Consider the following 15,588-nt stretch of genomic DNA (forward strand, 5'->3'; position numbering starts at 1 on the left):
AAAACACTTGCCCATTTTCGGACAAGTGTTTTTGCTTTCTTAATTAGTAATCGACATTGCTTGGGTAATCGTTAGCGGCATTCCAGAGTAGGTACTCGTAAACACCATGGTCACGGAGGGCTTGGATTTGCTCTTCGATTTCAACATTGGTGTATTCTTGATAAGTTCCATTAGCTAAGTAGCTAGCGGTAAAGGCTTGTAACCAAGGACGGGAATGGGCATGGTCGCCATCGATATTTTCTAAGCGGAGGTCTTCGACATCCATATAGTTATCAACGACCCCATAAGGTTCAAGGTCAGGTGCCGTGAAGCCAAAGTCACCATTACTCCAATGACTCGGATAAATCATGGAAGAAACCACATCGACGGTATTGGCAATATCGGTAAAGTCTTGACCGATGCCTGGGGCTGCACCAATGGTGGTGACATAACCGAAGATATCAGCTGAGACATCGACCCCATAGGGACGGAGTTCTTTTTGAGCATAGGCTAAGAAGTCGGTGATGGCCTGGCAGCGGCCTTCGACACTATCTTTACCATAATGTGCATAATCCCCCATGTCGTAAACCAGGCTGGTTCCAAAGTTTTCAAAACCTTCTGGGAAACGGACATAGTCGAATTGGATATCCTTGAAGCCAAGTTCGGCAGCACCCTTAGCCACGTCGACCACATAGGCCCAAACGTCTTTGTTATAAGGGTTGAGGAAGGTTTGACCTCCTGCGTCAGACCAAATCTCACCATTGGATTTCTTAAAGGACCAATCGGGGTGGGCTTGAGCAGCATAGGTATCCTTGAAGGTGGTGATGCGGGCAATTGGATAAATTTGCTTCTCTTCAAAGGTTTGCATCATTTCTTGACCATTAAAGGTAATTTCTTCGTTCTTCTTAACTAAGTCATTATCGGTTGGCAATTGGGTAGCGATTGAGCCCCAGTCAGACTTGACATCGATGACTACACTGTTCAAGCCGGTGGAGTCAAGTAAGTTAATGTTACGCTCCAAAATACTTGGTGTTCCCATACCATGGGCAGACAGGTAGATGCCGCGAACCCCTTCTTTAGGGTAGGCAATGTTGACCTGACTAGCCTTGTAGAAGCGTTCGGGTTTAACACTGGGTACTCGGAGTAGGGCTTGGTTGCCTTCGTTGATTTGTAATTCTTGGTCGCTAACCTCCACCTTTTCTGCCTTAGCGACTTGGTTAGTATTATTGGTATGTGAAGACTGGGCTGCTTGATTTTGAAAGCGGTCGCGGTTAAAGAAAACAATAATTAAGAGGACGGCTAATAAACACAATAAAGCAGCAGAAATCTGTAACCAACGTCTTCTATGGGGAGGACGACGATATTCTTGCTTAGACAAAGTCATAACCTCCTTTGTGAGTGTTGGGGCCAGCTAGGGCTTGGTCTTTGTTTTGCACATCTTGCAAGGCTTGACGGCTCTTTTCTAGCTGACTTTCTAAATTCTTTAATTGGTTTTGTAAATTGACATGTTTCTCATTAAGGACCGCCATGGTATCCTCAAAGGTATCGATGGTGGCATCCTTTTCGCCGATTTCTTGGTAATACTGCTCTTCTTCTTCTAAGAAGTTTTGATAGTCATTGAGGTATTGCTCAACTTGGCCAGCTGTATCCTTAAGCGATTGGCGTAAGCCTTCATCTTCAATTTTTTCACTGACTTGTTTTAAGGCAGTGAGTTCCTTGATGGCTTTTTGAGTGGCTTCTTCACGTAGTTTGAGGTTCTTTCCTGTTTGACTATTTTTGTCCCCTAAGCGACTCAATGAAGAGTCTTTGCTGATATCAGTTTCAAAGTGACTTTGCAGTTCAGCTTCCTGTGCTTGAATCTGATTCAGTTGGCTAGTGATGGTTTCAATATTTTCTAGGGCTGACTGTTCGGCAGGTTGTTTGCCACAGGCGACCAGAGTAAAGACCATGACTAGCAATAGTCCCAATTTCTTTACCATATTTCTCATCCTTTTCTTATAAATAAAATAAAACTGTTTTCAGTATAACAAAAAAAGAAAGGCTTTCCTACTCATCTTCATTCTCCTTTTCACTCCGTCATTTAGCTCAATTTGCTCTTAGTAAAGGTTTCATAGTATGCGTGTCAATTCAAAAAGAAAGCTTAACATTTTGATAACATTGACCTAGGCTATCGCCCTTGACCGCGCTTTAATTGTATAATAAGAGGTAAGTTTAAGGGCTAAAAGAAAGAGGTTAGCATTCATGTCAAGAAAGAAACGTTTATTAGCTTATGCAGCAACGGTGGTTGCCAGTTTAGCGGGCTATGCTTATCATGCCCTTTACCAAGAAGATCGGAGCGTAAAGAGTCGGCTCTTAGAGGACTTCTACCGGCTCAAAGACCGGTTAAAAAATGCTGATGAGGCTGATTACCGCCACTTCCTAGAAGACCAGCTAAAGACTGCTCGGCAGGGAGATTTAAGCTATCCCAAGAAACATGGCATGAACATCTCTCTCTCAAGCTATCAAAATGGGAAAGCCTATGTGCTCAGCCCAGAAAACTCTCGTCCAGATAAACTAGTGGTTTATTTCCATGGGGGGCATCGGATTGAAGCAATTTCGCCTAAGGAATGGCGGTTTTTGGAAAATTTTGCTGAAGATAATAAGCTGCGCCTATTAATCCCCTATATTGAACCCCTTTCCTACGCTTATTTTGATGAAGAAGTGGACCGTTTAGAGGCTTTACTGGATGAAATTAGTCTGGACTATACCGATGAAGACCTCTATTTAATGGCTTCAGATACTGGTGCGCTATTTGCCTTACCCATTGCAAGAGATAGCAGTAGTGATCTTATCCTTGAAGGGTTGATTTTACTTTCACCTTGGGTAACGACGAAACATAGCATCACTAGCAGTCAAGACGAGGAACAAAAAGATTACTTGATGACCTTTTCTGATTACCAAGCCATTGCCAGTCTATGGCAAGCGAGTGAGGGCAGAATTATTGCCCTAGACGCTGACCAGGCAGGGGCCTTACCCAAGGTCCATCTCTTTATGGGGAAGAAAGATGTCCAATATTTAGAAGTCTTAGCCTTTTACCGGAAATTAAAGCAAAAGGGACTGGCGGTCGATTTTTATGCTTTTGATTATTTGACTCACAACTTCCATTTCTTGACTATTCCTGAGCAGGATGAAGTCATTGATTTAATCGCTAAAGTCGTCTTGCCTTAATACTTTTTTATAGTTATCTATTGGCTTTCTTGTTATAATAGTCAATAAAGATCAGAAAGGAAGATGTAAAAGTGTTTGGATTTCCTTTATTCTACATGTTTGATCCTACCATTATCTTGTTAATTATCGGTGCCATTATTGCCGGGATTGCCTCTTGGAATGTCAACCGAACTTTTGATAAATATAGCCGCTATACTAACCGCCGGGGCTTAACTGCTGACCAGGTGGCTCGGATGATGTTGGACCATAACCAAATTGGTCATGTGGGGGTGAGTACGGTGCGTGGGAAATTAACGGACTACTACGATCCCCGTGATAAGAATCTCTATCTCTCGGACCAAGTTTCCCAAGAGAGCTCGATTTCAGCCATTGGTGTTGCTGCCCATGAGTGCGGCCATGCCCTGCAGGATGCTGATAACTATGCCTTTATGCGGATCCGAGAAAAAATCGTCCCCGTGGTTAACTTCGGCTCCAGTCTGTCCATGCCTATCCTGTTACTTGGGGTCCTTTTTGGAATGAATCAAACCCTGATTAATATTGGGATTGCCTTGTTTTCCTTGGCCTTGTTATTTCAATTGGTGACTTTACCGGTTGAATTTGATGCTTCTAGACGGGCCATTCGTTGTCTCGACGAAATGAATATTCTGAGTCAGGAAGAATTACCCTATGCTAAGTCTACTTTAAGAGCGGCTGCTCTCACTTATGTAGCTGGGACAGTCTCTACCTTACTTTCGCTCTTGCGGATTATTATTCTTTTCGGTGGCAATCGCCGTGACTAAATCTATTTATTCTTTTTTGAATAGGATTGCATATTAAAAAAGCGTGACCAATTTTTTGGCCACGCTTTTTTTGAAAACTGTTCAATTAGTAAGCTTTTAAGTAACGTTCAACTTCCCATTGGGTGACTTGGGTTTCATATTCATCGTGCTCAATGGTTTTTGCTGTAATGAAGTTATTGGATAGGTGACTACCGAGAGCATCGAGTACCACTTGGTCTTCTTTGAGGAAGTTAACCGCTTCTTTTAAGTTAGAAGGCAGTTGTTCAATATGAGACTCCCGTAACTCTTTTGAAGTCATGTTGTAAATGTTTCGGTCAATGGGTTCAGGAACAGGGAGTTTGTTTTCAATCCCGTCTAAACCGGCATAGATGCAAGCTGCCATAACGAGGTAGGGGTTAGCGGAAGGGTCTACTGACCGTAATTCAATCCGAGTCGAATTGCCACGAGCTGCAGGAATTCGAACTAATGGTGACCGGTTTTGGGCAGACCAGGCGATATAGACTGGGGCTTCATAACCAGGAGTCAGGCGTTTGTAGGAGTTAACGATTGGGTTACCCAGAGCAGTGATGGCCTTGGCATGTTTTAAGATCCCAGCAACAAATAGGTGGGCGGTTTCGGAAAGGCCGTCAGCACTGTTTTCATCGTAGAAGGTATTGCCGTTTTCATCAAAGAGGGACATGTTGCAGTGCATCCCTGAACCAGCGATACCGTATACAGGTTTAGGCATGAAGGTGGCATAGAGATTATGCTTGCGGGCGATTGACTTAACAATCAATTTGAAGATTTGGACCTTATCACAAGCATCCACCACATCAGAATACTTAAAGTCAATTTCATGTTGGCCAGGGGCACATTCATGGTGACTGGCTTCCACTTCAAAGCCCATTTCTTCTAAGGTAAGGACGATATCGCGGCGGCAATTTTCACCGAGATCAACGGGAGCCAGGTCAAAGTAACCCCCATGGTCATTAACTTCAGTCGTTGGTTCGTCACTGTCATTTAATTTAAAGAGGAAGAATTCTGCTTCTAAACCGAGGTTGAATTCCTTAAAGCCATCGTCATTTAGACGTTGGACACAGCGTTTCAGGTTACCGCGGGGGTCACCGATAAAGGGTGTGCCATCTGTGGAATAAATATCACAGAGCAGTAAGCCGATTTTCTTATTGTCACCAGCGGTCCAAGGGAAGATTAACCAAGTATTTAAATCGGGAATTAAATACATGTCGGATTCCTCGATACGAACAAAACCGTCGATAGAAGAACCGTCAAACATCAGTTTATTATCCAAAACCTTATCTAATTGACTAATCGGCACTTCGACATTTTTTAGGGTGCCGTTGACATCGCTAAAGACGAGGCGGAGAAAGTGGACATTTTCTTTTTTGATATCGGAACGGATTTGCTCTTCGCTAATTTGTTTCATCTTTTTATAACTCCAATCTTCTTAACAGCTTAGTTAATCGATTTCTATGTAAGAAAATATAACACATGTAAAATAAGATCACAAGAAAAAATTATTCATAAATTCTAAAGTTTTTCTTATATCAGGAACACCATCTAGCTATGGTATTATTAATAAGTAAAAATAATCAAAAAAGCTGATGCCTTTCCCTGGTGTTTTGGTTAAAATAAGGAAAACATGCTCGATAGGATTGCAAGTGATTTACCTGGCCCTTAATGAGCTTGGGAGTAATGTTTGATTATTTAACCAAATAAAAAGAAAAGAGTGAGCTTGAAATGGAACTAGAATCATTAATTAAAGCAGTGGCTTCTAAGGCGCCTGCCCCAGGTGGTGGGGCGGTTTCCTGTGTCACTGGTAGTTTTGCTTGTGCCTTAGCAAGTATGGCGGCTAAGGTGACTTTGGACCGGACTGACTTTTCCAAGGATGCCAACACAGCGGCTAACTTATCTGACCTAGCCCACCAAATGGACCGGGACAGTGACAGTTTCTTACATTTTGCTCGTGAAGACGAAAAGGTCTCTGCTCGGCTCTTTGCGGCTTACAAGCAAAAGGCAAGTAGTGAGGATGAAAAACAAGCCCGCAGTGAACAGATCCAAGTGACCTTAATCCAAGCGACTCACTTACCCCTGCAAGTCATTGCCTTAGTGGTTGATGATTTGGCTCTACTAGAAAACGTCGCTCGTCTCGTTAAGCCAAGCATCTTAGCTGACGTTGAGGTAGCTAGGGACCACTTGTTGACTGCCTTTAAGGGCTCTAACCATAATGTAGAAAACAATTTGGCCTTAATTAAAGACCAGGCCAGCGCCCAATTTTTAGCTAAAAAACAAAGTGCCCTCTTAGACCGGATTGAAAAGCTGGACCAAGCCCTACTTGAAGAAATTGAAAAACGCAAGGGAAAATAAGCCAGCTTTCTTGGCTAAATTTGGCGATTGAGAGCCACTACTAGTCTGGTGACGCTTTAATGCGCGGACAATTTGTAAAAAAAGAGTTTGCAAATAAAGAAAAAGTAGTGTACTATACTATGTGGAAAATTTGAATACCGAAGTGTTAGGCAGAGGCTCCTGTATAAACATAAGCTATCGCCCAAAAATGTCGAGAGACGCCAATGGGTAAAACAGAGATTGTCGAAATAAGGCTTTCTCCAGGTAGCTAAGAATTTTTTCTTTACGTTATACAGTGCTAAAACTCAGACGAAGCAACTCAATCAACTGAGCTTATTAATTATGGAGTCTCTACTTTCTTGGGTAGGGGCTCTTTTTATTTTGCCAAGGAAAAGATGGAGGTGATGGCTATGGAGGAAGAGCAAGAACAGATAGCGGAAAGTCGACAGCAAGGGAGTTTAATGCTTGATCTCTTAAGGCCATTACCAGGGTCTTTGATTTAGCTTTAGGCTCCCACAGAAAGGAGCATAACGATGAAAAAATTTGAAAACCAAGGTCGCTACCGGCAATTTGCTGCTTATTCTGAAGGCGAGCTTTTTAACTACTATAAAATTGATAAAAACGGCCTCAGCGATGACCAAGTCCAAGCCTTGCGAGAAGAATACGGAGAAAATGTGATCGATTATGGGGACAAAGCTTCCTTAATGGAAGAACTTGTCCAAGCCTATCTCACCCCCTTTACCCTAATTTTAATTGGTCTGGCTATCATTTCATTCTTTACTGACTATGTCTTTGCGGCGGCGGATAGTCGTGATTGTATTAGTTCAGTGATTATTCTGGTCCTGGTCTTTATTTCTGGGACCGTATCCTTTATCCAATCCAAGCAATCCAATGATGCGGCGGAACACTTAAAAGAAATGGTAAAAGTGACTGCCAATGTCAAACGCGCGGGCGATTTTAACGAAATTCCAACCGAAGAGATTGTGTGCGGGGACTTGGTTAAATTATCGGCAGGAGACCTTATCCCTGCTGACTTGCGGATTATTGAAAGTAAGGACCTCTTTGTTTCCCAAGCGGCCATGACTGGAGAATCCTATCCGGTAGAAAAAATGGCCCAGGCTACAGACCATGCTGAGACTGTGGTAGATGAGGCCAACTTGGCCTTTATGGGGTCAAATGTTATTAGTGGTAGTGCAATCGGGCTAGTGATTGCTGTCGGGGAGGACACCCTCTTTGGTGATATTGCTAAAACGGTGACCACTGAAGAAGAAGTCACCAACTTTGACATCGGAATTAGTAAAATTTCTACCCTCTTAATGCGCTTTATGGGAGTGATGGTTCCGGTAGTCTTTCTGATTAATGGTATCCATATGAAGAATTGGCTGGATGCTTTGATCTTTGCCATTTCGGTTGCGGTCGGCTTGACCCCGGAAATGCTTCCGATGATCGTGACCACTAACCTGGTCAAGGGGTCACAAACCATGGCCAAGGGCGGTACCATTGTAAAAAACTTGAATGCCATTCAAAGCTTTGGCGCTATGGATGTCTTATGTACCGATAAAACCGGGACCCTGACCCAAGATAAAATTGTTTTAGAAATGCATTTGAACTGTGATGGCGATGAAGACAGTGGGGTACTCCGCCATGCCTACTTGAATTCCTACTACCAAACCGGTTTGAAGAACCTGATGGATGTGGCCATTATTGAAGCGACCCACCGGGAACTGGACCTGGACCCTAACTACTACCATAAAGTCGATGAAATCCCCTTTGACTTTGAACGGCGGCGGATGAGTGTCGTTGTGGAAGATAAAGCGGGAAAACGGCAACTAATTACCAAAGGGGCGGTGGAAGAAATGCTAGCCATTTCCTCCCTGGTTCTCAAACAAGGCCAAGCCATTCCTTTAACGGATGATCTCCGGCAAGAAATCCGTCAACAAGTCAAAGATCTCAATGAAGACGGTCTAAGGGTCATCGGCATTGCTCAAAAAACCAACCCACCAGCAGTGGATGCTTTTAGCATTGAAGATGAGTCGGATATGCTTTTGATTGGCTACCTAGCCTTCCTTGACCCACCTAAGGAATCCACCCAACCGGCCCTCAAGGCTCTGGCTGACCACCATGTGGATGTGAAGGTTCTGACGGGCGATAATGAAGAAGTTACCCGGTCAGTTTGTCGTCAAGTAGGGATTTCGGCAGATAGTATTATTAATGGGATTGACTTGGAAGCTATGGACGAGGAGGCCTTGGCTCAAGCGGTGGAAGACTACCAAGTTTTCGTCAAAATTTCTCCTCAACAAAAGGCCCAAATTACCCAAATTCTCCAAGATAACGGCCATGTGGTTGGTTTTATGGGTGACGGGATTAATGATGCCGCTGCCTTAACGACTTCTGATGTCGGGATTTCTGTTGATACTGCAGTCGATATTGCCAAGGAATCAGCCGATATCATTCTTTTAGAAAAAGATTTGATGATTTTAGAAAAGGGTGTCGTTTCTGGTCGGGAAATATTTGGAAATATTATGAAATATATTAATATTACGACTTCATCAAATTTTGGGAATACTTTTTCCATCTTGATGGCCTCCTTATTCTTACCTTTCTTGCCCATGATGCCGACCCAACTTTTAGTCTTGAACCTGATCTATGACATCGCCTGCATTTCCATTCCTTGGGATCGCATGGATGCCTCCTACTTGAAGGAACCTAAGAACTGGGACGCTTCGCATGTGAAGAATTTTATGATTTACTTTGGTCCAATTTCTTCCATCTTTGATGTGCTTTCCTTTGTGGCGCTTTATCATTGGATTATTCCCCAAGTCCTAAACGGAACTTATTGGAGCTTATCGACGGGACAACAAGCAGTTTTTGAAGCCTTGTTCCATTCAGGTTGGTTCGTGGTTTCCTTATGGTCACAAACCCTAGTTCTTCATATGCTAAGAACGGAAAAACTACCCTTTATTCAAAGCCGGCCATCCTTTATCTTTACCACGATCACGACCATTGGGATTATCTTTGGTAGTTTATTGCCTCGGACCAAGTTAGGCTTCTATCTAGGTTTAGCCCCCTTACCCGGATCTTTCTGGCTCTTACTGGTGGCTATTGTGATTTCCTATCTGGTCTTAGTGACCTTGGTCAAACATTTCTATGTTAAACATTATGGAAAGTTGCTCTAAGTATACTGGGGCTTGGATTTGACAATTAGGGTGAAATTACCTATACTGATGAAGAATATTAAGCAAGACAAGCCCAGTAGTGGTTAACAGTTGACTTGATAGCGAGCTAGTGGTTGGTGGAAACTAGTACCTGTTAATGATGAATTACACTTGTTAGAGGAATTGCTAGGTGGCGCTACCTTATCGCGCGAGAGTGGCTTTTTTAAGCAACTTGGGTGGTACCACGGTAACAATCGTCCCTGTCTGTCTGGCAGGGACTTTTTTTATTGCTTAATAAGAGAATTGACAGAACTTTAAACAGACTAAAATGAGACAAGAAGGAGTAGTTCCATGAATATTATTGATGAATTAGAATGGCGTGGCGCAATTAACCAGCAAACCGATGAAGCCGGCTTAAAAGACTATGTTGAAAGCCATTCGATCAGCCTCTATTGTGGAGTTGACCCTACTGGGGATTCCTTGCATATTGGCCACTTGATTCCCTTTATCATGCTGAAGCGTTTCCAATTACAAGGCCATCGTCCGGTAATCTTAATTGGTGGGGCGACGGGTTCCATTGGTGACCCCTCTGGTCGGAGTGAAGAGCGGCAATTACAATCCATGGAGGTTGTTAATGAAAATGCCCGTAAGCTGACCGCCCAAATGGAAAAACTTTTCCTCAAGGATCCTAACGCCCAATTCCGCCTAGTCAATAACTATGTTTGGACCAAGGACTTGTCCTTACTAGACTTCTTGCGTGACTATGGGAAATTATTCAATATCAATACCATGTTGGCTAAGGATGTTGTGGCTTCGCGTCTTGAACATGGGATTTCCTTTACTGAATTTACCTATCAAATTCTTCAATCCATGGACTTCTTACACTTATACCGAGAAGAAGATGTCCGTTTACAAATTGGTGGGGCCGACCAATGGGGCAATATTACCAGCGGTTTAGACTTGATTCGTAAGGTAGAAGGGCCTGAAGCTAAGGCGTTCGGTTTAACCATCCCCCTCATGTTGAAGGCAGATGGCACGAAATTTGGTAAAACTGCCGGTGGGGCAGTTTGGTTAGACCCTGAAAAAACCTCCCCTTATGAGTTCTACCAATTTTGGGTCAACCAAGATGACGCGGATGTGGTTAAATACTTGAAATACTTCACCTTCCTATCAAAAGAAGAGATTGCTGAATTAGCCGAAAAAGTTGCCACTGAGCCCCATAAAAGAGAGGCCCAAAAGACTTTAGCTAAGGAAATGACCCTCTTTGTTCATGGTGAGGAAGGCTTAGCCGATGCTTTAAGCATTACTGAAGCCCTCTTTTCAGGAGACATTAAGAATCTCAGTGCCAAGCAAATTGAACAGGGCTTTAATAATATGCCTGGAGCCCAAGTGCCTAGAGAGACGGCTAACTTAGCAGTATGGCTAGTGGATAACGGGGTAGAGAGCTCCCGCCGCCAATCCCGTGAAGACATTAAAAATGGGGCCATCTATATTAATGGTGAGCGGGTCCAAGACATTGATTATGAGATTTCACCTGCCGATGCCATCGAGGATAAATATATTGTCGTGCGTCGGGGTAAGAAGAAATATTTCTTAATGACTTTTGCCGATTAAAAAGACCGTATACAAAAAACTTGCTCATACTAGCATAAACTATCCATTCTAAAGGCGACCCGCTTTATGCTATACTGATTTAGAAATAATTAAAGGAGGCACTCATTCGTGACTAATACTAAAGAACCTTTTTATGTAACCACCCCGATTTACTATCCTAGTGGCCAACTACATATTGGTAATTCCTACTCAACCATTGCTGCTGATACCATTGCCCGTTATAAACGCCTAATGGGCCATGAAGTCTTCTTCCTTACTGGGGCTGACGAACATGGTTTGAAGATCCAACAAAAGGCTGAAGAAGAAGGAATTTCTCCCAAAGCCTATGTCGACCGGATGGCTGAGGGCATGCAAAAGTTGTGGAAGAGCTTAGATATCTCTAATGATAAATTTATCCGCACCACCGATGACTACCATGTCAAAGCTGTCCAAGACATTTTTGAGCAACTCTTAGACCAAGGGGACATTTACCTGGGAGAATATGAGGGTTGGTATTCGGTTTCTGATGAAGAATACTTTACCGAAACCCAATTAGCGGAAGTCTACCGTGATGAGGATGGCAAGGTCATTGGTGGTAAGGCGCCTTCCGGACACGAGGTTGAACTGGTTAAAGAGGAATCCTATTTCTTTAAGATGTCTAAGTATGCTGACCGCCTCTTACAATACTATGAAGACCATCCTGACTTCATCCAACCAGAATCCCGTAAGAAAGAAATGATTAACAACTTTATTAAACCTGGTCTGGAAGATTTGGCAGTGACCCGGACTTCTTTCTCTTGGGGAATTCCAGTCCGTTCTAATCCTAAACACGTGATTTATGTTTGGATCGATGCCCTAGCCAACTATATTACTGCCTTAGGCTATGGTTCAGAGGATGACTCCCGCTACCAAAAATTCTGGCCTGCCAATGTCCATTTAGTGGGCAAGGAAATTGTTCGTTTCCATACCATCTATTGGCCAATTATGTTAATGGCTCTTGACCTGCCCCTACCAAAACAAGTCTTTGGTCACGGCTGGTTATTGATGCAAGACGGTAAGATGTCTAAGTCTAAGGGGAATGTGGTTTATCCTGAAATGCTGATTGAGCGTTACGGACTCGATGCCTTACGCTACTACTTGATGCGGGAAGTGCAATTTGGTTCGGATGGGGTATTTACTCCTGATAATTTTGTCAACCGGATCAATTTTGACTTGGCCAATGACTTGGGGAACTTATTGAACCGGACCATTTCCATGTTGAATAAGTACCAAGAGGGACGCGCTGGTGCTTATTCTGGCCAAGTGACTGACTATGATGCTGACTTGGAAGCCGTTATCGAAGACAATGTCAGAGACTACTTTGGTAATATGGATAACTTCCACTTCTCCTTAGCCCTAGATAATACTTGGAAGATTATTTCGCGGGCCAATAAGTATATTGACGAAACCATGCCTTGGGTACTTGCTAAAGATGACAGTAAGCAAGCAGACTTACAATCAGTTCTTTATCACTTAGTTGATGCGCTGCGGATTATTGCTATTCTGATCCAACCAGTCATGACCCAAACTCCTAAGTTGATCTTTGAACAGTTGGGAATTTCTGATAGTGACCATTCCTTCGCTTCCTTAGAAATTGGTCTTTACCCAGCAGCTGCCCAAGTGATTGCTAAAGGAGAGCCCATCTTCCCACGTTTAGATAAGGAAGAAGAGGTTGACTATATCCGCTCACAAATGTCTACCCCAGCAGCTGATGATGAAGACTGGGATCCTGAGGAAACCGAATTAGTTAACGCTAAGGATAAGACCATTAAATTCGAAAAATTTGATGATGTTGAACTCAAGGTTGCTGAAGTCAAAGACTGTGACTTTGTTGAAGGCGCTGACAAGCTCTTGAAATTCCGCCTAGATGCCGGAGACCAACAAGACCGGCAAATTCTATCTGGAATTCGTGAATTCTACCCAGAGCCTAAAGACCTCATTGGTAAGAAGGTCATTATTGTAGCTAATTTAAAAGCCCGTAAAATGAAAGGAGAAGTCTCCCAAGGGATGATTCTTTCTGCAGAAGATGGCGACGATTTGCGCGTGATTTTTGTTGATGAGTCTTTACCAAATGGGAGTCTCCTGGGCTAATGAGAGTGAAGAGACTGTGACTAGACCACAGTCTCTTTTCCATGAAAACTAAGAGAAGTCTGGATAAACAATCACTGAGAAAGATTGCTATTCAGCTTTCTCATTGACAAGAGAGGAGTTTAATCATGCTCTTTGATACACATACCCACTTTAATACAGCTGACTTTGATGAGGACCGGGACCAAGCCATTAACCGTGCCCGTCAAGCTGGTGTTTCAGGCATGGGGATTGTTGGTTTTGACCAAGATAGTATTGAACGGGGGCTTCCCCTAGTCGCCGAACACCCAGATATGGTCGGTATTTATGGCTGGCACCCCACTGAGGCAGGTAAGTATAAGCAAGAAATTGAAAACTTACTCCTATCTGCCCTAGATACTGACAAGGCAGTTGGGGTAGGGGAGATGGGACTTGACTTCTACTGGGATGAAGATCCCTTGGAAGTTCAAGAAAAAGTTTTCCGCCGTCAAATTGCCATTGCTAGAGAAGCCCACTTGCCGGTAATTATCCATAACCGCGATGCTTCGGAGGATGTCTACCGGATTCTCAAAGATGAAAAAATTTGGGAAATTGGTGGGATCATGCATACCTTCGGAGAAAGTCGGGAGGATGCTAAGCGCTTCTTAGACTTAGGCATGCACCTGTCCTTTTCTGGGGTGATGACCTTCAAGAAAACCAAGGAAGTCCGCCAAGTGGCAGCAGAATGTCCCCAAGATCGGCTCTTGATCGAAACCGATTCTCCCTACCTGACCCCAGAACCTAAACGGGGGCAACGGAATGAGTCCGCCAATATCTCCTTTGTCAACAATCGCTTAGCCGACCTCAGACAAACTTCTTATGAGGCCATGGCTAAGATTACCTATGACAATGCTTGTCGCTTATTTGGCATTGAATGGACGGAAGCTGGTTGGAAAAAAGTTTAATGAAGAAAAGACTAAAAGAGGTTATTGTCGTTGAAGGCAGGGACGATAGCCAACGCTTAAAACAGTTCTACCAAGTCAAAACCATCGAAACCAATGGTTCAGCCATCAACCAAGAAACCATGGATAAAATTAAGCAAGCCCAGGACTTATATGGAGTCATTGTTTTCACTGACCCTGATGTTTCTGGGGAAAAAATTCGTCGCACCATTATGCGTGACGTTCCCGAAGTCCAACATGCCTTCTTGGAAAGGCAGGATGCCAAGCCCAAGCACAAGGGCAGCTTGGGAGTGGAACATGCCTCTTTTGCGGCCATCGACCAAGCCCTGAGTGCCGTCTATACGGTGACGACTGCTGAAGAAAATCAACCGCCTTTTACTCGGGCTGAACTCATGCAACTGGGTCTCTTGGGAGGACAAGGTGCCAGTGCTAGACGAGATTATTTGACCCAACGCTTAAAAATTGGCCATAGTAATGGGAAACAATTAGCCAAACGCCTAGCCTTGTTTCAAATTCCTCCAGCAGCTGTTTTAGAAGTTGTCGCAGAATACAATCAAAAAGAGAAGAAGGAGAACCACTATGACTAAAGCCTGGATTGCTACCCCAAGTCGGACCAATGCCATTTTGAACCGCTACCACTTAGACGCTAAAAAGAGTCTGGGGCAAAACTTCCTTATGGAACCTCAAATTCTAGAAAAAATGGTGGAAGCAGCGGCTATCGGCCAAGACACGGACGTCATTGAAATTGGTCCAGGGATTGGTGCCCTAACAGAATTTCTCTGTGAAAGTGCTGGCCGGGTCCTGGCTTTTGAGGTCGATGACCGGCTCCTACCAGTCTTAGAAGAGGAACTGGGCCACTATGACAATTTGACCGTCCTCCACCAAGATATTTTGGAGGCTGATTTAAAGGCCAGTGTGGCCCAGTATTTTCCTGATTCTAAACGCCTAGCGGTGGTCGCTAATCTTCCTTATTACATTACCACCCCCATTATCTTTCACTTTTTGGAAAGTGACTTGGAGGTTTCTGACTTTGCCCTAATGATGCAGTATGAAGTTGCTGAACGCCTGACTGCTCAGCCTGGAACCAAGGCCTATAGTGCCTTAACCATTGTTTTAGATTATTACTGCCAGTCTGAGATTGCCGTTAAGGTGCCTAAGACCGTCTTTAAGCCCCGACCCAAAGTCGATTCCGCTGTCCTGCATCTGAAACGCCGGCAAGTTCCCCCAGTCAAGCCTCAAAATGAGGCTTTGTTCTTTAAAGTGGTCAAGGGTGCCTTTGCCCACCGGCGTAAAACCCTGTGGAATAATTTAAAAACTCTCTTTGCGGGACAATTCCAAGAACCAAGTGATTTGGAAGCGGCTATTGAAGCTGCGGGGATCGATCCCAAGCTTCGGGCTGAACAATTGACCATGGAAGATTTTTGCCGCTTAAGTGACGCCTTGAATGAAGCTAATTTTAAATAAAGCTTATAAGGACACCAGCTT

Annotated in this window: 12 protein-coding genes and 1 riboswitch; of the genes, 9 read left to right on the forward strand and 3 right to left on the reverse strand. The window is 43.7% G+C overall.

Annotated features, from left to right (window positions below; genetic code table 11):
• Window positions 1-43: 43 nt before the first annotated feature.
• Together AWM73_RS01495 and AWM73_RS01500 are read right to left on the reverse strand one after the other, a co-directional pair.
• Window positions 44-1,357: a putative glycoside hydrolase gene (locus AWM73_RS01495; RefSeq protein ID WP_060777761.1), complete on the reverse strand. Its 1,314-nt coding sequence runs from the start codon at window positions 1,355-1,357 to the stop codon at window positions 44-46.
• Complete coding sequence (locus AWM73_RS01500) at window positions 1,350-1,958, reverse strand: YkyA family protein (RefSeq protein WP_060777762.1); 609 nt, start codon at window positions 1,956-1,958, stop codon at window positions 1,350-1,352. Before AWM73_RS01500 ends, AWM73_RS01495 begins: the two co-directional genes overlap by 8 nt.
• 262 nt (window positions 1,959-2,220) lie before the next feature.
• On the opposite strand from AWM73_RS01500, the gene AWM73_RS01505 reads away from it, so the two are divergent.
• Together AWM73_RS01505 and AWM73_RS01510 are read left to right on the forward strand one after the other, a co-directional pair.
• A complete protein-coding gene (locus tag AWM73_RS01505) occupies window positions 2,221-3,186 on the forward strand; it encodes an alpha/beta hydrolase fold domain-containing protein (protein ID WP_060777763.1) in 966 nt (321 codons plus the stop codon).
• A gap of 71 nt (window positions 3,187-3,257) precedes the next feature.
• Window positions 3,258-3,965 (forward strand): zinc metallopeptidase, encoded by a 708-nt coding sequence (locus tag AWM73_RS01510; protein ID WP_060777764.1) that lies wholly within the window; start codon window positions 3,258-3,260, stop codon window positions 3,963-3,965.
• 85 nt (window positions 3,966-4,050) lie between these two features.
• On the opposite strand, the gene glnA is transcribed toward AWM73_RS01510, so the two are convergent.
• Entirely contained in the window at window positions 4,051-5,388 is a 1,338-nt protein-coding gene (gene glnA, locus AWM73_RS01515) for a type I glutamate--ammonia ligase (protein WP_013669162.1), read from the reverse strand.
• A 314-nt stretch (window positions 5,389-5,702) separates the two neighbouring features.
• Here glnA and AWM73_RS01520 point away from each other — a divergent pair, with 314 nt between their 5' ends.
• From AWM73_RS01520 to rsmA, 7 genes are all read left to right on the forward strand, one after another.
• A complete protein-coding gene (locus tag AWM73_RS01520) occupies window positions 5,703-6,329 on the forward strand; it encodes a cyclodeaminase/cyclohydrolase family protein (RefSeq protein ID WP_060777765.1) in 627 nt (208 codons plus the stop codon).
• 134 nt (window positions 6,330-6,463) lie between these two features.
• A riboswitch (M-box (ykoK) riboswitch) is annotated at window positions 6,464-6,632 on the forward strand.
• Between the two features lie 209 nt (window positions 6,633-6,841).
• The gene (gene mgtA / locus AWM73_RS01525) at window positions 6,842-9,484 is read left to right on the forward strand and encodes a magnesium-translocating P-type ATPase (protein ID WP_060777766.1); all 2,643 of its coding nucleotides are present in this window, start codon (window positions 6,842-6,844) and stop codon (window positions 9,482-9,484) included.
• Between the two features lie 330 nt (window positions 9,485-9,814).
• The gene (tyrS, locus tag AWM73_RS01530; protein WP_060777767.1) at window positions 9,815-11,077 is read left to right on the forward strand and encodes a tyrosine--tRNA ligase; all 1,263 of its coding nucleotides are present in this window, start codon (window positions 9,815-9,817) and stop codon (window positions 11,075-11,077) included.
• 108 nt (window positions 11,078-11,185) lie between these two features.
• Window positions 11,186-13,186 carry a methionine--tRNA ligase gene (metG, locus tag AWM73_RS01535; protein WP_060777768.1) on the forward strand — a complete coding sequence of 667 codons (2,001 nt, stop codon included), beginning with the start codon at window positions 11,186-11,188 and terminating at the stop codon, window positions 13,184-13,186.
• 125 nt (window positions 13,187-13,311) lie between these two features.
• Window positions 13,312-14,106 (forward strand): TatD family hydrolase, encoded by a 795-nt coding sequence (locus tag AWM73_RS01540; RefSeq protein ID WP_060777769.1) that lies wholly within the window; start codon window positions 13,312-13,314, stop codon window positions 14,104-14,106.
• Window positions 14,106-14,690 carry a ribonuclease M5 gene (gene rnmV, locus AWM73_RS01545; protein WP_060777770.1) on the forward strand — a complete coding sequence of 195 codons (585 nt, stop codon included), beginning with the start codon at window positions 14,106-14,108 and terminating at the stop codon, window positions 14,688-14,690. Before AWM73_RS01540 ends, rnmV begins: the two co-directional genes overlap by 1 nt.
• Window positions 14,683-15,567, forward strand: a complete 885-nt coding sequence (gene rsmA / locus AWM73_RS01550; protein ID WP_060777771.1) for a 16S rRNA (adenine(1518)-N(6)/adenine(1519)-N(6))-dimethyltransferase RsmA — start codon at window positions 14,683-14,685, stop codon at window positions 15,565-15,567. The genes rnmV and rsmA overlap by 8 nt, the downstream gene beginning before the upstream one ends.
• The last annotated feature ends 21 nt before the right edge of the window (window positions 15,568-15,588 follow it).

The organism is Aerococcus urinae (assembly GCF_001543175.1).
Taxonomy (GTDB): Bacteria; Bacillota; Bacilli; order Lactobacillales; family Aerococcaceae; genus Aerococcus; species Aerococcus urinae.

Coding starts and splice junctions, on each gene's coding strand:
- AWM73_RS01540 (WP_060777769.1), top strand. CDS start 13,312: ATGCTCTTTGATACACATACCCACTTTAATACAGCTGACTTTGATGAG.
- AWM73_RS01520 (WP_060777765.1), top strand. CDS start 5,703: ATGGAACTAGAATCATTAATTAAAGCAGTGGCTTCTAAGGCGCCTGCC.
- rnmV (WP_060777770.1), top strand. CDS start 14,106: ATGAAGAAAAGACTAAAAGAGGTTATTGTCGTTGAAGGCAGGGACGAT.
- rsmA (WP_060777771.1), top strand. CDS start 14,683: ATGACTAAAGCCTGGATTGCTACCCCAAGTCGGACCAATGCCATTTTG.
- glnA (WP_013669162.1), bottom strand. CDS start 5,388: ATGAAACAAATTAGCGAAGAGCAAATCCGTTCCGATATCAAAAAAGAA.
- tyrS (WP_060777767.1), top strand. CDS start 9,815: ATGAATATTATTGATGAATTAGAATGGCGTGGCGCAATTAACCAGCAA.
- AWM73_RS01505 (WP_060777763.1), top strand. CDS start 2,221: ATGTCAAGAAAGAAACGTTTATTAGCTTATGCAGCAACGGTGGTTGCC.
- AWM73_RS01500 (WP_060777762.1), bottom strand. CDS start 1,958: ATGGTAAAGAAATTGGGACTATTGCTAGTCATGGTCTTTACTCTGGTC.
- mgtA (WP_060777766.1), top strand. CDS start 6,842: ATGAAAAAATTTGAAAACCAAGGTCGCTACCGGCAATTTGCTGCTTAT.